The following is a 20066-nucleotide window of genomic DNA, read 5'->3' as shown; positions in this document are numbered from 1 at the left end:
ACAGCGGAGTTTATTTCCACCAGTTTTCCAGGTAACTGAATTCCTCCTTCCGCTTCGCCCATAGCGGTTCGATTTCGGTTATTTCCTGATGGGTAGTCGCCATAAAATCCTTATTGGCTTTGCGTATGTGGAGCATACCCGAAAGTTGTCCCCAAACGAAAAGTGGAATTTTCGGTATGGCCCGCAGTACTTCCGGAGGGCTGTGGTTAAAAGCAAGCAGGGTCAAAAAGCCCAATGCAAACAGGACCATGCAACCGACTAGCAGGAAGAAGTAGCTGACATTTACCCACAATGCCAGCAGGGCCATCAGGCCACTTATCCCCACGAGGATTACCATGGGAGGCATGGCCACCATCAAGGCAAAATAGATGCGGTTCCAATCCAGAGATACCAGGCCTTTTCCCAGTAGGCGAAGGGAAGCGGGTAATTGCCCGAAGAAGCTGTTCAGCCACCTGCCCCGCTGCCGACCTATCTGCGTCGCAGCGGTGATTTTCTCGTCAAACAAGACGGCCGCACCCGCGTAGGCGATCCGAATACCTTGCTCCACCAGCTGTAGTTGCAGTGACTTGTCTTCGGCGACTACCACCCCTTTTTCTTCCAAAACCTGCATCTCACCGGCGATATTTTCCCGATACAAGCCAATCTCCAGCGACATCCCCGAACCGGCAATGGTCGAGGAAGAACCCAGCAAATAGGGTACATTCCTGACGGCAAAATCATAGTAATATTCGCCCAGGGCGTCAAGCGCCGCGTAGGTTCCCTCCGTGTTTTTAGCGATTCGCTTGCCTTGCACCGCCTGAAAGCCATTGGCATGGTACCGGTCAATGACCCGTAAAAAATGTGCGGGGACGAGATTGTCCGGATCGAATATAACCACATGGCTGTGGCTGTGGTCCATTTTTTCCAGGGCAAGAGCAATGGAAGCCACTTTACTATTTAAAAAAGGCCGCGGCTGAAAAGTTGAGAGTCGTTGATCCTGCACCTTAGCTTCGAAGTCTTCATTGATGCCGTCTGCTACCAAATACACCTTAAAATTCGGATGATCCTGTTTCAGCAAGGCCCGAACCAGGGGCCAGGCAATGTCTTTTTCTTTATAAACGGTGATAATGCAGGCGAAATCCGCAACATAGGATGTTTCGTCAAGGGCTTCCTTTTTCCCTAAAACCGCAAATAGGGCACTGCCTAAGGGAAACACAAGGTAAAAACAGCAAAGCCAGGCAATAATTTCAAACAAGATCAAAGCTTCAAAAATTAATGATTATTTTTATCCTAAATTTACTATTTCTTGAATACATTTCGACAACTTGCACCGATAAAAAACAAGATTTTTATGCGCAATTTTTCTCTTTCCAAATTTAAACAGCTACCACTCGTAATGACCAGTATGTCTCGTTGGGACGGCGACTTTTCCTCGGCTTCCTGGTCCCTTGCCAAAACCTTCGCCCGGGACCAGGTGGTGGTCTACGTTGACTACCCCTTTACCTTACTGGATTTTATTCGGGAACGAAAAAAACCAAGCGTAAAGGCAAGAAAGCGGGCCCTGCTTTTCGGAGAAAATTGCCTGATACCGCTTCCCGATTACGGACCCAACTTATACGCACTGACTCCCCCGCTCATGCTACCGATTAATTGGTTACCACCGGGCTGGCTCTACCGCACATTGGCAGAATGGAACAACCTGCGCTTAAGCAGGCAAATAACGAAAGGATTGCAGCATCTGGGGTGGACTGATTTTATTTTTTTTAATTCGTTTAACCCACTTTACTTGAGCAGTCTCCCCGAGGGTTTTTCCCCAAAGGCCTTCATTTATCAGTCACGGGACAACATACGGGCACTTGAGCCCTATCTACGCAAACACGGTGCTTATTTGGAAGTTGAAGCCATACGAGAAGCCGATCTGAGTCTGGCCACCTCACGTCTTCTGCAAAAAGAATTGTCGGAATTGTCCGGAGATACCGTCGCCTATTTTCCAAACGCGGCTGATTTTACCCTTTTTAAATCCGCCTACGAAAAAGCATTACCGCTACCCGAAGAGCTGCAGGAACTACCCAGGCCCATCATTGGGTATACCGGAAATATATGCCATCGGATCGACTACGAGATAATCAAGGGAATCTGCGAGAAAAACCCCGAAAAAAGTGTGGTGCTTGTAGGCCCACGAAACCATTGGGGGCATACGAATATCGACCTGGACGCCCTCCCCAACTTGCATTTTACCGGACCGAAAAAAATTGAACAACTGCCCGCATACCTGGCCCATTTTGACCTGTTGGTGTTGCCGTTTCTATGCAATGACGTGACCAGAAGTATTTATCCCCTGAAAATAAACGAATACCTTGCCTCCGGAAAACCCGTGGTGGCAACGCCTTTTTCAGAGGACATCCAATCGTTTCACCCGCACATACGTTTGGAAAGCGAAAAGGAATCGTTTATTCGGGCGATCGACGAAGAACTGCGGCAGGACCTGCCGGAAAAAGCAGAAAAACGGTACCGGGAAGCCGCTTCCAACACCTGGGAGGGACGTGTTTCCCTTTTTTGGAAACTGGTCAATCAAACGTTTTCGCTTTGAAACAATGCCGGAACGGTACGCAGTAGAATTTTTAGGTCAAACCAAATGGAAAAATTCTTGACGTAGTCGTTATCCAAACTCAATCGTTCTTCTTCCGACATTTCGCCTCTTCCCCGTTTTTCTACTTGCCAAAGGCCGGTGATCCCCGCAGGTCCCAAAAAACGCAAGGAATACTTGTCCGTGGTGATCTTTTCAGCCTCGTATAAGGGCAACGGACGATTGCCTACCAGGGACATGTCGCCTCGCAGTACATTCCATAGCTGGGGCAACTCGTCGATGCTGGTATTCCGGATAAATTTACCAATCCGGGTGACTCTGGGGTCGTCTTTGATTTTGATAAAGGCGGCTTCCTGATTGCCAGCCTTTTTTGCCAAAAGAATTTTCTCGCAGACCATTTTGTTATCATCGTACATGGGCTGCAAGCAACCACCGCCAGCTTGTTCGCAAAATTCACACAACTCCTTCACTTCAGAAATAGAAGGGGCCGCCGTTTCTTCCTGCGCCGGATCTTCTGCCTTTTGGTATTGGTTGAGGTGTTTCAGTTGTTGCAATTTGGCATCTGCATCCGGATCCATTGATCGAAATTTATAAAATTTAAAAATCGTGTATCCGGTTCCAACGCGGTAAGAATAGTAAAAAACGGGACCTCGGGACTCCCATTTAATCAAAATGGAAACAATCAGGAACAAGGGAGACAGGGCAATCAGAATAAGCCCGGACACAACGATATCGAATAATCGTTTGATCAACGGCATCTTGTATTCTTTGACCGGTGTGATTTCGGACTCCTTGATTTTGCCAATAGGATGGCGAACCTGAAACTCAAGGCGGGTCAATAACTTCCCTGGATCAATGGGTTTCATGATGAAATCCGAAACTCCCTGCTTGATTGCCTGATAGATCTCTTCCCGGCTAGCCTGATCCACCAGCAAGAAAAACGGTAGGTGGCCAAAACCCAATTTTTCTATGGTCTGCTTCAACGGAAGTCCATGAACTCCCATCATCGAAGAATCACTCAAGACCATGAAAAAATCTCCCTTTAACTTAGATAGGTGATTGTAAAAGGTAATGCCATTCGAAAAGGTATTCATCTCGAATACGCCATCCACTGCTTGCGTGACCTCGTCAACGATGCGTTGATTTTCGGAAATCAACGCAATTTTTCGGACAGATTTATCCATTTATCGTTTGCAATGTTGGTTTTCCAGTCCTTCGTAAGATGGAATTAATGCGGGCTTCCAATTCCTTTGGGTTGAATGGTTTTACCATAAAATCGTCCGCACCAAGATTTAAAATATCAATCTTCTTTTCGGAGGATTCGGTGGCAGAAAGAACAATCAGCGGGATCGCCGAGAAAAAACCACTCGCACGAATTAATTCAACAAATTCGGTTCCGCTGATTTCAGGCATATTTAGATCACAAATAATAATATCCGGCAGATTACCCTCGTGCATGGTAGCAACGGCATCTGCAGGCTTATTGAAAACGTTCACTTCAAATTTACCTTTGAAGTAATGTTGGATGATCAGCAAGACAGAAGGCTCATCATCGATAGCAAAAATTTTATACCTGCTTTTCATGACTGCGTAGGATTAAGGTGATTAGAATTACCGGATAAATATACCAATCACCAAACAAATAAAAAAAGGTTTTACCTATTATTTTTTAATAAAAATGGAATATTATTGTTGAATATTTAATTTTTCTTTTGATTTACTATCAAATACAAAATTTACTATTCGAACACCTAAAATCTGTGTTTAAATTATTTTTTTCTTTTCACCTGCTCTCTGACCTGTCCCCATTTCCCGCAGGCAAAAAAAAAGCATTGTTTTCGGAAAATCGAAAACAATGCTCGGAGCGGAATCAAACCAACTCGTCAGTACAATCCTTCGCGCAGCACCTGATCAAAATAGGCAATCGTCTCTACCAGTCCTTCCCGAAGCTGCACCTTGGGTTCCCATCCCAGCTTTTCCCGGGCCAAATCGATGTTTGGCTTCCGTTGCATCGGATCATCCTGAGGAAGAGGTAGAAATCTCAATTTACTTCTTGAACCGGTAAGTTCCAATACGTTCTCTGCCAGCTCCAGCATCGTAAATTCGACGGGGTTTCCAATATTAACCGGACCGATAAAGTCACTTGGACTGTTCATCAAGCCGTGCATGCCGGCGATCAAATCACTTACGTAACCGAAACTTCTGGTTTGTTTTCCGTCACCAAAAATGGTTATGTCATCGCCTTTCAATGCCTGAACGATAAAATTACTTACGACCCGACCGTCGGATGGGTGCATGCGGGGTCCATAGGTGTTGAATATCCGCATCACCTTAATTTGGAGCTTATGTTGTCGGTGGTAATCAAAAAACAAGGTTTCTGCGCACCGCTTCCCTTCATCGTAGCAGGCCCTGGGCCCGGTCACACTTACACTGCCTTTATACGATTCCGGCTGCGGGTGAATCTCCGGATCCCCGTATACCTCACTCGTGCTTGCTTGCAGAATCTTTATTTTTAACCGTTTTGCCAACCCCAGCATATTGATTGCACCAAGCACGCTGGTCTTGGTGGTCTGTACCGGGTCAAACTGGTAATGGACCGGACTTGCCGGACAAGCAAGGTTGTAAATCTCGTCTACCTCCACATACAGGGGCAGCGTGACATCGTGGCGTAGAAATTCAAAATTCTTGTTGTCCAGCAAGTGATGAATGTTTTTTCTCCTGCCGGTAAAAAGATTATCTGCGCAAACTACCTCGTTTCCTTCGCCTAAAAGTTTGTCGCAGAGATGGCTGCCCAAAAAACCAGCCCCTCCCGTTACTAAAATCCGCTTCATGTTTTTGAATTAACTAATAAAGAATAAAACCTAACAATAATTACAAAAGATAAACCAAAAATAATAAGAAATTTTCCATTGCTATAATTTATTTTTAAAAGTAGTCTTATTTTATATACTTTTGTGACCGGATTACCGGTTTTGGTTCCGGAAACTTACCATTAAACACAATATACCATGTTTAGAAATAACCCGTTACTGCTTGGGGGCAGTTTGTTACTGTTGGCATTTCTCACGGCTTTCACCCAATCACAGGCCCAGGATGGAAAAAGAGATCTGTACGAACTGAAAATATACCACCTGGAAACAGCGGCCCAGGAAAAAATGGTCGATGATTATTTGGAATCGGCCTTTATTCCAGCTGCGCATCGAGCCGGCGTGTCGAATGTGGGGGTATTCAAACCCTTGGCATCCGAAGCCGACGCCGGAAAAAAGATTTACTTGCTGTTGCCATTCAAGAATTCGAAGGAATATTTTCAATTTCAGGGAAAGTTAGACAAGGATCAGGCGTATCAGGCCGCGGGAAAAAGCTATATTTTTGCTGCCCACGATCAGGCGCCCTTCGTTCGTCTGGAAACGTCGCTGCTGCAAGCCTTTACCGGAAGTCCCCGAATGGCAACACCTAACCTGACGGGGCCAAAGTCTGAACGAGTTTATGAATTGAGAAGTTACGAGGCCGCCACCGAACGTCTTTACCGGCAAAAAGTAAAAATGTTCAACAGCGGTGAAATTGACATTTTTGACAAGCTCAATTTTAATCCGGTTTTCTACGCCGAAACGCTTGCTGGAGCCAACATGCCCAATCTGGTCTACATGACCACCTTTGAGAACAAGGCAGACCGTGACGCCCATTGGGACGCCTTTCGGGTAGACCCGGACTGGGAAGCCATGAAGGACCTGGAAGAATACCGCAACACCGTGTCAAAAAACGATACGCGCCTTTTGCATCCGACCGAGTATTCCGATTTCTAATCGCAAGCCGTACTTACACACGATACACCTCGCTGTCTCCTTTCATGGGGACAGCTTTTTTTTACCTCGGGCTGCGGTAATACAAGGCTGCCGTCGAAACTTTCTTTTGGATTAGCTTCACCTGGGCCAAAATATCCATGGTTTTTTGCAAGTGGCTTTGCGCTATCTCCGGGGAAGTGGCCCAGCGGGTTTGTCGCAACCATTCCTTTACGTCCGTAGCCTCCAGCTGGTACCTGTTGGCAATGGGAGACACAATCGCTTCTTTATCGGCCATTAGCCGGGCATTGGTACGGTAAATCTCCTCGAGCAGCCTATCGGCGAGGTCCGGATGCTTGGCAAGAAAATTTTCGGAAGCCACAATTACAAAACAAGGCCAGGGAGTAGGGATTTCGCCAATACGACGAAACCAACCCTTGGTTACCAAAGGTTGCGTAGTGTATTTTTCCCAAAGAAAAGCCTTCGGATTGTTGCTTTTAAACGATTTAATGGCGCCTTCGAGGTTCCCGATGATTTCAAAATCCATCGATCCGGTATCCCACCCCTGTTCGCTCGCGAGAAGAAAAGCCATCAAGTGGGAGCCCGAGCCCAGCCGACTTACCAAAAAAGGAACATTACGCAGCTCAGCTGGGTGCTGAAGTGCAGATTTTGCCGGTACGTGTATGCCCCATACCAACGGAGAATCTACGTGAAAACCGATGATTTTTCCGGGGTTACCTTCGATCTTATCTTTTACAAAACTCTCCGTGAGGATGATCGCCAAATCCGCATTACCCTCCCGGATGGCTTTGTTCATGGCTCCTGATCCTCTGGGTTCATCTTCCCAAACTAGCTGAAAATCATCCTCAAGGAAAGGTTGGCTTTCGACCAGATTTAACCAGGGAAAATTAAAATGTTCGGGTACACCCGTAATGGTAATTTTTTCCATCGACAAAGATAAAAAGGAAATTTTATAGTTTCTAATATAGAAAAAAACCCAGTGCTCCCTCGGTTTCTTTGGTTTATAGGTTTTTTTCATGCACTTCATAAGGCAATTGTTAGCCGGTATTCCTATCTTTGTGTTTTGATACGGTTTTTCCTGAAAAAAGAAGCGTACGATAAATCAACCAAAAATCATTCCTTATGAAATTCAAACCTGGAGTTAAATACGGCGAAGAGCTGAAAGACCTGTTGGCTTATGCCAAAGAAAGTGAGTTTGCCATGCCGGCCGTTAACTGTATCAACAGCAATACAGTCAATTCCGTACTGGAGACCGCTAAACGTGTCAATTCTCCCGTGATGATCCAGTTTTCAAATGGTGGGGCTCAGTTTTTTGCGGGAAAAGGACTACCCAACGACAGACAGCAGGCTTCCATCGCCGGTGGCGTCTCCGGAGCTATGCATGTGCATAAAATGGCGGAGGTATACGGGGTGCCTGTAATCCTGCACACCGACCATGCCGCCAAAAAATTGCTTCCCTGGATAGACGGGCTCCTTGCAGAAGGAAAAGCCTATTATGAAGCCTTTAAAAAGCCCTTGTTTAGTTCCCATATGCTGGACCTGTCGGAAGAGCCCCTCGAGGAAAATATTTCAATTTCGGTAGATTATTTTAGAGAGTTTGCCAAACTTCAAATGGCCATCGAAATCGAATTGGGCGTGACCGGTGGGGAAGAAGACGGAGTGGACAACACCGATGTGGACAGTTCCAAGCTGTATACCCAGCCGGAAGAAGTCGCCTATGCCTACGAAGCATTAAAAAAAGTAGGCGATCTGTTCACGGTCGCCGCCGCCTTTGGCAACGTTCATGGCGTGTACAAACCGGGAAATGTATCGCTGAAGCCCGTCATTCTAAAAAATTCCCAGGATTATATCAATGAAAAATTCGGTACGACCGGAAAACCCGTAAACTTCGTTTTCCACGGAGGATCCGGTTCTACCGTAGAAGAAATTCGGGAAGCAAACGGATACGGCTCCATCAAAATGAATATCGACACGGACCTGCAATGGGCCTTTTGGGAAGGTATTCTGAAGTACTACCAGGAAAAAGAAGGGTACCTGCAAACGCAACTGGGCAACCCGGATGGAGCAGACAATCCGAATAAAAAATTCTATGACCCCCGTGTATGGTTGCGTAAGGGCGAGGAAAACTTTGGCAAACGTCTGGAATTGGCCTTCGACATGTTGAATGCAATCAATCGAAACTAATGCAATTGAAACGTATGTATAACAAAAAAGCCATCCCTCGGGATGGCTTTTTTGTTAGTAACACTCCCCTATCTGGTTTCTCAACGTGGATATAGAGCCAGCTGACCAGCGGGTACTTACAGCTGCTTTCACAATTATCGATCTAACCTACCCCACTTGCAGTGTAAACGTGTGCACTGGTTCTTGTGAGCCACTGACTTGTTTCGAAATCGGTGATACCGAAGCACATGGGCCGTTATCGGTACGCCATTAGAACCGTTTCCAGTTCCCGAAAACTCCGGCTCAAGGTTGCAGCCATTGTTTCAGATACGCCTTTCTAGCCTCTGGATCTTCTGTTTGCACATAGTTGATTTTTTCCAGATGCCCTCGTTCCGGTAATAGGCTTCTACTCTCGGATGGACTCCCGAAAGTGCCCTGAATTACCAGCGGATTCCTATCCACCAGGTTTTCGAGTAAGTCCGGCAAATCGTAGTAGGGCAAAGCGTTAGCCACGGAGTAAGCGATTAATGAGGGATCGTATTCCTTGCGTTCTACCAATTCCCGGTAAGAAATCATGGGATCGATCAATGCGATCGATTGGTAAGCATCGCTGTAATTGGCGGCGTGCAACAATACGGCCGACATGGCTCCTTTGGCAACCCCGCGGATGTTTTCTTTACCCGAAGTTTCTTGCAGTACCTGTACCAGGCGATTGGCGTCTCCGGCATGCAAGCCAACCAGGCTTCGCCCGATCAAAATGCTCCCGAACCAATGATTGTACGAATTGCCGCCAAAGTTTGAATCTCCATTAAAGGCGCCATCGCCCATTTCTCCGGTATTGAGCAAGTCCGGCGCCAATACGGTAGCACCTTGCCTGACGAGTGCCTCGATTTCGCCTCCTACGGCTGCATCAGCCGCTTTTCCCTCCGGATGCAGGTAAAGCACGGCTTCGGTACTTCCTTCGTTTGGCCGGAATAGTAGAAAAGGGAGCCAATAGCCGCCTTCTCCCTTTACCAGGTGCTTTTCGACGGTATACCCATCGCGTTGGTACCTACCGGTCATCATACGGTCTACTACTGGGGCAGGCTCCCGGTAGCCAGACAGTTCCCGTGAAGAAGCAACCCGCTCTGAGAGGCTTCCCTCCGGTCCGTCCACCGCCAATTCCTTGCTAAGCTCGTGTATTGTCTTTCCCGGATAGGTATCCAAGAGTTGTCCCGTCGGGCTCACGCGTAGTTCGGCCTGAGTCAGGGTGTCGATGGGTTCGTCCAGCGGCTTTCCGGGGTACCGAAGGTGTTTTTGGAAAAAAGCGTACATGGCCTCGCGGTTACTTTTGGTGGAGGCATGGCCAGCGTCGTCTTCCACCATTTCCACGTTTTCTGGTTTGCCGTAGGCAGCGTAAATCCGACTAAGCTGGTTTTCTGTCTCCCTCGCTCCTTCTATATTAAATATATCCCTGGTCGTAGCGATCAGCAGATTTGGCTTGGGTGCCCGCACCAAAACCAGGTCCGGCTGATCCAAACCCGAGGAAATACCCCGGTAAAAATTCTGCTCGGCATCCTGCGGTCCATGGGTCAGCCACAATCGCTTGAAATTTGTCAGGTAATTCTCGGGAGCGGAAGCGTGAATTCGCTCGTCAAAAGCAGCGATATAGGACGCTTGCGTGCCTCCACCCGATCTTCCGGTAATACCAATCCGCTCCCGGTCTACTTCGGGTCGGGAAATCAGGTAATCCACGGCCCGTATGCCATCCCAGATCATGTACTTCGCCTGGGAAGATCCGGCAATGAACGCCTGCGCACCCGGGTAGGAGTGTTGTTTGGTAGGACCGCCAATCGTTGGTTTGCCTGTCTTGGAATCGAAATACTCCAGGCGTTCGCCCTGACCCACCGGATCAAAGGCAAAAACAATGAACCCTTTTTTCACCAAATTGAGTATCACATGCTGGTAGGTGACACTGCGGTAAGCTTCGAGCGCATGCCCCGAACAGTACACGATGGCGGGCGCTTTGCCTGGTAATCCATCCGGTATAAAAAGTGTTCCGCTAAGATAAAAACCCGGCTGTGATTGAAAGACCAGGTGATCCATGCGGTAGCCTGGCTTTTGAACCGTACGGGTGATCTCTGGATGTAGCGGCGTTTTTTCCGGAAAGGGTCCCACCACCTCCATCAGCTTTGCTTTCACCTGCTTTTGCCATTCTTTCCAATCATCCAGTGTTTGGAGTTGCGCTACCGCTTCCTCCCGGGCATGCAGTAATTCAAAAGCCTGTGCTGCCTGGTATTTATACAAGGCATTGGGACCATCGGTGAAATTAACCCACTGTGGCTGAATCACCTTTAAATCCTCCTGGCCCAGACCAACGGTGGAAAGTAGTAGAACGAATAAAAGGGTTAACGAGACGTATTTCATGCGTTTTCTGGTTTTAATTGGAAATTCTTTCCTTCCATGCAGGGCAATCTTTTGATTGGGACTTTCCGGGAAAGCTGTTTGTATTTAATGACAAAAGGGAACGACAGTATGCCTTCCCTTTTGCCTTTTGTTGACCAGTTACGCTACCCGGTCTTGGATTAAACCTGATCGGGAATCACGTAAGGTGGACGGCTGGGTCGGGTCAGCAGTGTGTCTGCCTCGGTATCGTTGGCGAACTTCTCGTATTCTCCCATGAACTTCAGTTCTCTTCCCAATCGGTAGGAAATGTTTGCGATCAGCGGTAAAGCGGAGGAGTAGTAGCCCTCCCGGATATCGCAATGCAAGCTTTCCTTTTTGCCGTCACGGATGGCATCCAGGAAGTTGGCATAATGCTCCGCACCACCGGGTGCTGCCAGGACGTTTGAATCAGCAGATCCTTCAGCCGTCGCTGTTTGCGAGCCGGCGAAGGGTTCTTTTTCGTCTTTTCTAAAGGCTTTCCAAGTGCTCCCATCGAGTTCCAGGTAGCCCTCGGTTCCGTAGAACATGTTTCCAATTTTGATTCCCTGGCTGGACTCTCCGTGGGTATACCTGCCCCGGGTTTCAAATTCCAACACCTTACCATCGTCGTATTTAAATAGAGAAGTCTGCGTATTGGGTGTTTCCTGTGAGCATTCCTGAGGAGTCATGCCATAAATTCCACCGGTGGAAAAAACGGATACGGGGTGTTCGTTTTTATTCAACCCCCATCGGGCGATATCAAATTGATGGGGTCCCTGGTTTCCGGTATCACCGTTGCCGGTATCCCAGTGCCAGTGCCAGTTGTAGTGGCCTTTTTTCTCATTGTACGCCCGGTAGGGAGCAGGGCCTAACCAGAGGTCGTAGTGCAAGCCGGCCGGTGGCGCACTGTCTCGCGCGATTCCAAAGGAATTTCTAGGCTTGTAACAAAGTCCCCGGGCCATGTATACATCCCCAATGTTTCCATCGTGCAAGAACTTCATGGCTTCCATCACATTCTGAATGGATCGGTTTTGGAAACCCACCTGCACGATGCGGTTGTACTTTCGGGCGGCTTCGATCATCTTCCGTCCTTCAAACACATTGTGGCTGGCAGGTTTTTCTACATAAATGTGCTTCCCCGCCTGACAGGCCCAAATGGTACCCAGGGCATGCCAATGGTTTGGAGTAGCGAAAGATACGGCGTCAATGTCCGGATCTTCAAAAACCGTCCGCATGTCGTAGGCCGTTCCGGGCTTGTCCCCTACCCGATCGTTGACCAGCTTTACTTTTTCTGCCCAGGTATTTTCATCGGTATCACAAAGGGTTTTTATCACCACGTTGCGGCTTTCTTTCAATTTACAAAATTGGTTGATATGGTTGGTTCCCTGACCGCGTATCCCAATTATTGCCAAATGCATTCGCTCGTTGGCTCCCAGGATATTACCGTAGGACTTTGCACTCATGGTCATTCCTGCCATGGCAATGCCTGCACTGCCCAGCAGGCTCTTTTTAATAAATTCTCTTCGTTCAGTCATGCGTAATTTTCGGTTTATTTTTTGTACTACTTATAGGTTCTTCATAAAATTCTCGAACATACCTTTCTGCTCGATCATGGATGCGATTTTATCCAGGGGATTGCTGTGCGCTTCCAGTAAAATCCAACCCCGGTATCCTGCCCGATCCAACAGGCGGAAAAGTTGCTGATAGGGATAGGTATTTTCATTAAACGCCCGCACATGCGTGGTATCCCCCAATCGGTCTTGCACCAATGCAAAATTGGCTTCAAGGCCGGGTTCCATCAGATCGGTATCGTTGCTATTCCAGCAAATTTTCACGTTCGAAGAGGTAACTTGATCGAAAATCGCCTTCATCACCGGCAATTGCTGGGTGATTTTTCCGTGCACCTCTACCCGGATCAATTGGCCGTGGTCGGCTGCAAACGCGCCTATCTCGTTAAATGATTTGGCAATTTGAGCGATGGTTTTCTCCCGGGACACGCCCTCGGGAAGGGTGTTGGGTTTTACCTTGATCCCGGTAGCACCGATATCCTGGCATAACTGAATATAGGTCTTGGTCTGCTGCAGGTTTGCTACCAGCACGGCCGGATCCGGGCTATGAAATTCAAAGTTGCTACCGTACCCGATGCAGGTGACCGAGCTATCTTCAAACTGCTTGCGTACTTCCCTTCGTTCTTTTTTGCTAAGCGATGCTTCCACCCCGTGGGCGTGTTCCGTCCGCAATTCCACACCCGCATACCCGGTTTTCTCACAGGTAGCTATGAGTTCGGGCAAAGCCCAGTCTTTTCCCCATAAATACGTCACCAAACCAAATTTCATGGGTGTGCTTTTGGGATACCAGGACGACAGGCCGCTCAGCACAAGTCCAGAGATCAACGTCCGTTTGATGAATTCACGTCTTTCGGTAGATTTTTCACCCATGATTAATCCCATTTTACGTGAAAGATAGAGGTGATTCCGTCTTCTGGAAAGGGATTACCTGCGTCGAAGGGATACAAGGCTTGTTGCGGTTCCAGTACCACTTTTTCTTCGTTGAGACTTCCATCGGCATGCAACGCTTTAGACAGATCCAAGCCCAGGTGTTTGGCAAGAAAAGGATAAACGGCCTGCCGTTTTTTGGCATCGTAACCGTGGTTATCCTCCGGTATGTGTACATTCTGTACCTGTTCGGGCTTGCCCTTCAGTTCGTAAATGTATTGCAGGTGTGGGTATTCTACTTCGGGGGTGTTTTTGGTCCAATCCCCACCCACCGACACCAGCAGTAAAGGCTTGGGAGCGACCAGTGCAGCTATTTCCACGTTATTGGTTTGAAAGTCTTTGGACCGGTGAATCGGCATACCGCTTTCACACACGCAGCCACCAAAAAAATGGGCCGAAACCATGACAACCGGGGCGGAAACATCTATCCGGTCGTCCACCGCGGCGAGTAGAAAGGATTGAGTTCCTCCCCCCGAGGCTCCGGTTACTGCCAGGCGCTCGGGGTCGGCACCCAGTGAGAGTATAAAATCCACACTTCGGATGCTGTTCCACAACTGTAGCTTAAGGATTTCACCGTCAGCCCGGTGTTCCCATCCGAGTTCCTTTTGCTGTCCGTACCCAACGGCATCGTAAGCAACTACCAGTGCTCCCATCCTTGCCATAGAAGCAAATCGTTTCTGTGCATCTGCCCGGTATCGACCAACCTCCCCTTCCTGGTCCCAATGTCCGTGCGGACTCAGAATTCCGGGTAATTTTCCTTCCGGGTCAGTTGGTTGGTAAATACTTCCTGTCACGTATACCCCCGGCAAGCTTTCAAAGGCTACGTTTTGCACCTGATACCCATCGTATACCCGCACTTCCCCTAAAACAGGATTCAGTGGGGTCTTTTTGGGCATTTTTGTCAAGCCGGTCCCTTGCAATAGTTGTTTTCGAATGGCTTTTGCCCGCCTATCCCAGGCTTTTTCGGAAGGGTAGGCTTCCCGCATGGTTTGAAGAAAAGCCGCGCCCTCTTCTTCGGTCCAGTGTGCGCCCACGCAAAGCATGTCGGAGGCTTCTGTTTGGGAAACTGCCGCGGAAAACGGCACAAGCAAACAGGAAAAGAGTATGGCCCATAAACCGGTAGTTCGGTACATTGACTGATGTTTCATAGGAATTGGGTTAGTTTTTAAGCCATTTGTCCCACCAGGCAAAGGCTTCCTGCTGCATGGGTTGATCAAATTTGTGAGGTCCGGGATAATACGATGCCTTGTATCGATCGGAAGCGCCGGCCTTCTCGTAGATACGCTGTAGGATTGCATCTGCTTTTTTCATTTCGGGAAGGGTATACAATTGGTCTTGCTCGTCGTTTAAAACCAGCGTTGGAAGGGGAACCCGCAAACCTAGTATTTCCGGAAAATCAAGCTCTTCCGGCAACCTGGGTACGTAGGTCATCCAGGTATGGGTGAAGGATTTGTGCAATAGGAAGTCGGTCCAGGTACTCATAAACCCTACACACACGGCACAGCGGATGCGCGCATCCAGCCCTGCCATCATCACCGTCCGCAGCCCTCCACCGGACAATCCCCCACAACCCAGGCGGCTTTCGTCCACATCGGGGCGGGACGCCAGGATATCCAGGGCCATTTGATCCTCCGCAAAGAAAACGCCCGGCCAGGTAGTCCCCCCACAAAACAGGGATTTTGCCATCACGTGTTCGTGCGCCCCTGCCCATTGGTTATACGCCTCGATGGACGTGGGATTTTCCGGATCGCTATCGTTCAGGCCCGAACGCTGATTTTCGGGAACATCCTCCAGCATTACCCGCCGACTGGCAAAGGTGAATGCATCGGAAACCATGACCACATAGCCCCTCTTGGCTACCTCATTGGCCCAAGCCATTCCTTCGTAGTAATGCTCCTGATGCGATTTCATCAGCGGGTGCTGTTCTTTTCCTGTTTTGGTGATTTTTCTCCAACCAAAATATTTATTTCCCCCGTGGTCGTGAAAAGCCAAAATGCCCGGCAACCTGCCCTCCGCGTTTTCCGGTTTCAAAACCAATGCTTTGGTGGGTCGTCCATAGGGAAGTTGCCAGGATACTTCCTCTATCCGCAGACCATCGTACGTATGGGAGTCATGGACCGTCACACGTGGACGCTCACCGAGGACGGGGATGCCCAACCGTTCCCGGGTACGGGAGAGGGCGAGGATTTTCCATTCGGGTAAATCGGTAAAGGAATCGTTTCGGAATGAAAGGGAGGGTAGTTCCCGACTCATGACCCGGTCCAACCAGGGGCCGTAAGGGCCAATGATACTTTGCTCTGCCCGATACCGACTGTCCGAGGCGGGCGTAGGTTCGGCATTTGATGCGCTCGGTAGGGAAAACCCCGCCGCCAGACTTGCGCCAGCAAGTCCCGCTTTTTTGATAAAATCTCTTCGCTCGTTTTCCATTACCGGATACCGTAAGGTGGTTTATTTCGCGAGTTCCAGGCCCTGAGTGGTTACGTAGTATTTTGCCAGCATGTTGGGTACTTCCCAATCGGGCAATTTACCGGCAGTGAGGTACCGAATATAGGCCTCGGTCACCTCCCGGAAATGATCTTCGTGGCTGGTTCGAAATGCCTGTGGGATAACGATCCTCCAGGAAGCCTTACCCGGCACCTTCACCACGTCCAAGCCTGCAAATTTACCTGCTAGTTGCTGTACTTGTTCCTGCACGGTACTTTCGAAAGCTTCGGTATCTACGCCTTCAACCGGTTCGATGTACAGTTCGGTTATATAATCCTGTTCGGCATCCTGGCGGATTATCAGGTTGGATTTGGTACCTCTCATGATGGAATAGTGGGTATCTGCAGAGCCTTCCGGAGCGATATAGTTCCAGATTACCGATACTTTGGCATGAATGCCGTTGATCTTGTAGCTTATTTCTCCATTGCCGTAGACCTTTAGGGTATCGTCCTCCACCACATTTTGCAGGTAAGCGGGATACGCATCCAGCCCCGTTGAGCGGGAAAACTGTTCGAGGGTCAGGTCGGTAGTCCATCGTTCGGCCTCCAGCATTTCGATATCGGTCTCGTAATTGATGATTTTTTCAGGAAAACTCTCCCACTGTACCAGGTCTACAAGGTGCGTCGTGACGTCCACAATGCCATTACCCTGCTGGTTTACGTCGTAAAACCAGGCAGGACGAATAAGGGGTTTGCCCGAAACCTGCTTGAAAAAGTGGTGTACGCTTTCTTTGGTGATGGCCGGATCGTCCAGACTGCCTTCCACCAACGTGCCAAACACTTCGGGAATCATGGAAAATTCTCGCTGAAGAATGGTGGAAATCTCAAATCGCTCCGTCATGATATCGTAGAGCAATACGTTATTTTCCTCAGCCGAGGCAAAGGCCTCCTTCAGCAATTCAAAACCAGCCACATCAATGGCCATGGGTTTGTCTGCCAGCACGTGAAAGCCGGCATCTACCGTGGCTTTGATATTCGCGGTCTTTTCCCGGTTATTGCCCGCCGTCACCATGACATTTCCTTTCCGTTCCCGAATCATGCGTTCCAGGAAATCGTCTCCTTTGTAAACATCCAATTCCCAGGAGGTGGGATTCTCTTCACGGGTATTGAAGCTTTCGATGGCCTGAAGGTAGGCTACTAGTTCCGGCCCATCAGGGGCATAGACATGGACTTTGGGGTCTACCTGCTCGTACATGGATTTTTTCACGAGGTGTGCGTGAAAATGCCCGGGGTCGAGTGTGAGCAGTTTGATTTCATTTTTCTCACCAGAAAAGGTTGTTTTCACTTCTTCTTCCACATTTTTTTCGTTGGTACATGCGATGGATAAAAGTAAAATTGAGGCAGCGACAGGTGACCAAAATTTACTATTGAACTTCATAGAGCGATTTTTAGAAATGTATGGATTAGTAATGGTTGTAGTTTGTTTAACCGATTTTTTTGACAGAAATGGATGACAATCGCCGAATCTACGTCGAAAACGGCACCGAACTGAATAATGGATTAAAGATAAAGAATATCGCAAAAGAATAAAACATATATTAGCGCAATCGATTGCATTTGCTGGATTATTTCCTTATTATTCATTTTAAACGGCAATACGACTGTTTTCTAATTTTCGCTTTTCCGAAGCGCGCTAATGAAAAAAAAAGAAAAGATTACGATTCATGACATTGCCATGGAGATCGGGGTAACCGCATCTACGGTTTCCCGGGCATTGAATAACCATCCCCGAATAAGTCCGGCGACAAAGAAGATGGTGCTGGAAGCGGCTAAAGCTATCAACTACAAGCCAAACCGCATCGCCGCGGCGCTGCGCCATGGAAAGAGCAAACTTATTGGCATCATTGTTCCTACTATCAATCGTAATTTTTTCTCTTCCATCGTCCGGGGCATCGAAGAATACGCCAACGCCCGGGATTACAAAGTAATGATCAGCCAATCCTACGACGATTACCGGAAGGAAGTAGAAACCATCGACGCGCTCCTGGACGCCCGGGTAGACGGCATCATGGTATCGCTGGGAAAAAACACTCATAGCTACGCCCATTTTGATGCCGTCCTTCAAAAAGGAATCCCCCTGGTGTTTTTTGACCGGACCACGGATGAGTTAACGGTAAATCAGGTGGTAATTGATGATTTTGCCTCGGCTTACCAGGCCACGCATCACCTGCTGGACCAGGGTTACCGGCACATTGCCCATTTTACCAGTCACATGAAAATCAAGATCTATCTGGAAAGACTGCGGGGCTACAGCCAGGCTTTGCGGGACTATGGTATACCTTTTGATGAACGATTGGTTGTGGAAAGCAACATGCAATTGGACGGAGGGCAAGAAAGCACCCGGTTTCTATTGGAACAGGGCCTTGGATTCGATGCCATCTTTTCGGCCAGTGACTACGCGATCGTGGGTGCCTTGCAGGAGCTAAAAAAGATTCAGGTAAAAATCCCTCAAGAAGTGGGACTGATCGGATTTAGCAACGAGCCCTTTACTGAATTTACCGAACCGGCCCTCAGCACCGTCGATCAGAAAGCCATTGCCATGGGACAGACTTCTGCTGCCCTCTTTTTTGAGATGATCGCGGACGATGGAAAGCCAAAAGCCATGGTCAAAAAAACCCTGGATGCCAACCTGATCATCCGCTCTTCTTCTAGCAGAATTAGCTAATTCCAACGTTAAATCACATTCGTATATTTGAACTTACTTATGAAACCATTACACAGAAAAAACATTCCTACCCTCCCACCGAGACCTTTAAAAATCGTGCAATTTGGCACAGGTAATTTTTTAAGGGGCTTTGCGGATTGGATGGTTGATCTACTTAATGAAAAGACGGCATTTAATGGAGACATCCAAATGGTACAGGTGCACAGCCGCAAGCCCGCTGCCGGCATAAATGCCCAGGATGGCTTGTATCACCTGCTCACGCGTGGCTTCCAAAAAGGCCAAACCATCGAAGAAAACCGGTTGATCCAATGCGTCCGGGGGGCCATTAATCCGTTCGTTGATTACCCGGCATTTCTGGCTTTGGGCAATGAACCTGACCTGGCCTTTGTTTTCTCCAATACCACAGAAGCAGGCATCTATTTCGACGAAAAAGACAAAGACCGCACCCTAACCCCCGAAGCCTTCCCAGGAAAGCTGACTGCCCTGTTGTACCAACGGTTTTCGCACTTTAAGGGCGATCCTAACAAAGGACTGGTGCATTTGCCCTGCGAGCTGGTAGAAAACAATGGCGATAAGCTCAAAGAAAATGTCCTGCGCTATGCCCGGCTTTGGGAGCTGCCCGTAGCCTTTGAAAACTGGCTGGAAGCACACAATCACTTTTGCAACACCCTGGTGGACCGCATCGTGCCGGGCTACCCCGTCGAATCGGCCGCCCAGATACAGGAAACGCTTGGTTTTCGCGACGAGCAACTGGTGGTGGCGGAGCCTTTTCATTTTTGGGCAATCGAGGGGCCGGACTGGCTTCCCGAGGTCTTTCCTGCTGAAAAACTGGGCTTAAACGTAATTCTGGTGAAGGATCTAAGCCCCTTTCGCACCCGAAAAGTCCGGATCCTGAACGGGGCCCATACCTGCATGGTGCCGATGGGGTACCTCCAGGGAAAGCGACTGGTCAAAGAAGTATTGGACGATCCTGAAACCGGACGTTTTATGGAATCCACCATTTTTGACGAAATCATCCCCTCCATGAGTTTGTCTAGCGATCTGGTGGTACCCTTTGCCCACGATGTGTTGGATCGATTCAAAAACCCGTTTATCAAACACAAACTAATCGATATTTCACTGAATTCCATCGCCAAGTGGAAGGTACGGGTGCTCCCCTCCTTATTGGAGTACGCCATCACCGAAGGTAAGTTACCCCTTCACCTGTGTAAATCCTTTGCAGCACTACTGGTGTTTTACCGGGGGCATTACAAGGGAGCCCCCATTCCACTGCGGGATCGGGAAGAAAACCTGCACTATTTCGATCAGCTTTGGAAGATTAAGACGCCGGAGGACCTCGTGGGCAGCGTGCTTTCCAGAATCGACCTTTGGGACCAGGATTTGAACCTCGTTCCCGGCCTTAGCGAACTGCTTATAAAAGAAGTAAAAGCCCTGCTTGCAGCAGAATGACAGGCAACCAAAAAAAGGCTTCCCCGGTAAGGGAAGCCTTTT

16 protein-coding genes are annotated in these 20066 nt (G+C 48.5%); 5 read left to right on the top strand and 11 right to left on the bottom strand.

What is annotated here, in order from left to right:
- Positions 1-10 precede the first annotated feature (10 nt).
- Positions 11-1195: a glycosyltransferase gene (locus GCU44_RS11095; protein ID WP_241684912.1), complete on the bottom strand. Its 1185-nt coding sequence runs from the start codon at positions 1193-1195 to the stop codon at positions 11-13.
- Between the two features lie 135 nt (positions 1196-1330).
- On the opposite strand from GCU44_RS11095, the gene GCU44_RS11090 reads away from it, so the two are divergent.
- Positions 1331-2569 (top strand): glycosyltransferase, encoded by a 1239-nt coding sequence (locus GCU44_RS11090; RefSeq protein ID WP_241684911.1) that lies wholly within the window; start codon positions 1331-1333, stop codon positions 2567-2569.
- Here GCU44_RS11090 and GCU44_RS23420 read toward each other — a convergent pair.
- From GCU44_RS23420 to GCU44_RS11075, 3 genes are all read right to left on the bottom strand, one after another.
- Positions 2551-3750, bottom strand: coding sequence for a sugar transferase (locus tag GCU44_RS23420; RefSeq protein ID WP_154856460.1), 1200 nt, complete (start codon positions 3748-3750; stop codon positions 2551-2553). The genes GCU44_RS11090 and GCU44_RS23420 overlap by 19 nt on opposite strands.
- Positions 3743-4150: a response regulator transcription factor gene (locus tag GCU44_RS11080; protein ID WP_154856459.1), complete on the bottom strand. Its 408-nt coding sequence runs from the start codon at positions 4148-4150 to the stop codon at positions 3743-3745. Before GCU44_RS11080 ends, GCU44_RS23420 begins: the two co-directional genes overlap by 8 nt.
- Positions 4151-4449: 299 nt before the next feature.
- Positions 4450-5397, bottom strand: a complete 948-nt coding sequence (locus tag GCU44_RS11075) for a UDP-glucuronic acid decarboxylase family protein (RefSeq protein WP_154856458.1) — start codon at positions 5395-5397, stop codon at positions 4450-4452.
- Between the two features lie 177 nt (positions 5398-5574).
- On the opposite strand from GCU44_RS11075, the gene GCU44_RS11070 reads away from it, so the two are divergent.
- A complete protein-coding gene (locus GCU44_RS11070) occupies positions 5575-6369 on the top strand; it encodes an NIPSNAP family protein (RefSeq protein ID WP_154856457.1) in 795 nt (264 codons plus the stop codon).
- Between the two features lie 61 nt (positions 6370-6430).
- On the opposite strand, the gene GCU44_RS11065 is transcribed toward GCU44_RS11070, so the two are convergent.
- Entirely contained in the window at positions 6431-7294 is an 864-nt protein-coding gene (locus tag GCU44_RS11065) for a type 2 periplasmic-binding domain-containing protein (protein ID WP_154856456.1), read from the bottom strand.
- A gap of 194 nt (positions 7295-7488) precedes the next feature.
- Here GCU44_RS11065 and fbaA point away from each other — a divergent pair, with 194 nt between their 5' ends.
- Positions 7489-8550, top strand: a complete 1062-nt coding sequence (gene fbaA, locus GCU44_RS11060; RefSeq protein ID WP_092167842.1) for a class II fructose-bisphosphate aldolase — start codon at positions 7489-7491, stop codon at positions 8548-8550.
- Positions 8551-8832: 282 nt separating this feature from the next.
- On the opposite strand, the gene GCU44_RS11055 is transcribed toward fbaA, so the two are convergent.
- The 6 genes from GCU44_RS11055 to GCU44_RS11030 all read right to left on the bottom strand — a co-directional run bounded on the left by GCU44_RS11055 (position 8833) and on the right by GCU44_RS11030 (position 17288).
- Positions 8833-10935 (bottom strand): alpha/beta hydrolase family protein, encoded by a 2103-nt coding sequence (locus tag GCU44_RS11055; protein WP_154856455.1) that lies wholly within the window; start codon positions 10933-10935, stop codon positions 8833-8835.
- 158 nt (positions 10936-11093) lie between these two features.
- Positions 11094-12467 carry a Gfo/Idh/MocA family protein gene (locus GCU44_RS11050; protein ID WP_154856454.1) on the bottom strand — a complete coding sequence of 458 codons (1374 nt, stop codon included), beginning with the start codon at positions 12465-12467 and terminating at the stop codon, positions 11094-11096.
- A gap of 30 nt (positions 12468-12497) precedes the next feature.
- The gene (locus tag GCU44_RS11045; RefSeq protein ID WP_154856453.1) at positions 12498-13370 is read right to left on the bottom strand and encodes a sugar phosphate isomerase/epimerase family protein; all 873 of its coding nucleotides are present in this window, start codon (positions 13368-13370) and stop codon (positions 12498-12500) included.
- 2 nt (positions 13371-13372) lie between these two features.
- Positions 13373-14575, bottom strand: coding sequence for an alpha/beta hydrolase family protein (locus GCU44_RS11040; RefSeq protein ID WP_241684910.1), 1203 nt, complete (start codon positions 14573-14575; stop codon positions 13373-13375).
- Positions 14576-14585: 10 nt separating this feature from the next.
- Positions 14586-15854, bottom strand: a complete 1269-nt coding sequence (locus tag GCU44_RS11035) for a prolyl oligopeptidase family serine peptidase (RefSeq protein WP_154856452.1) — start codon at positions 15852-15854, stop codon at positions 14586-14588.
- A gap of 21 nt (positions 15855-15875) precedes the next feature.
- Complete coding sequence (locus tag GCU44_RS11030; protein WP_154856451.1) at positions 15876-17288, bottom strand: putative oxidoreductase C-terminal domain-containing protein; 1413 nt, start codon at positions 17286-17288, stop codon at positions 15876-15878.
- Between the two features lie 258 nt (positions 17289-17546).
- Between GCU44_RS11030 and GCU44_RS11025 the strand changes: the two genes are divergently transcribed.
- Positions 17547-18575: a LacI family DNA-binding transcriptional regulator gene (locus GCU44_RS11025; protein ID WP_092167826.1), complete on the top strand. Its 1029-nt coding sequence runs from the start codon at positions 17547-17549 to the stop codon at positions 18573-18575.
- Positions 18576-18614: 39 nt separating this feature from the next.
- On the top strand, positions 18615-20024 hold the full coding sequence (locus GCU44_RS11020; RefSeq protein ID WP_154856450.1) for a tagaturonate reductase: 1410 nt from the start codon (positions 18615-18617) through the stop codon (positions 20022-20024).
- Positions 20025-20066: the final 42 nt, after the last annotated feature.

This window comes from Cyclobacterium xiamenense, from assembly GCF_009467825.1.
Taxonomy (GTDB): domain Bacteria; phylum Bacteroidota; class Bacteroidia; order Cytophagales; family Cyclobacteriaceae; genus Cyclobacterium; species Cyclobacterium xiamenense.
This window is presented reverse-complemented; position numbering and strand designations above follow the sequence as displayed.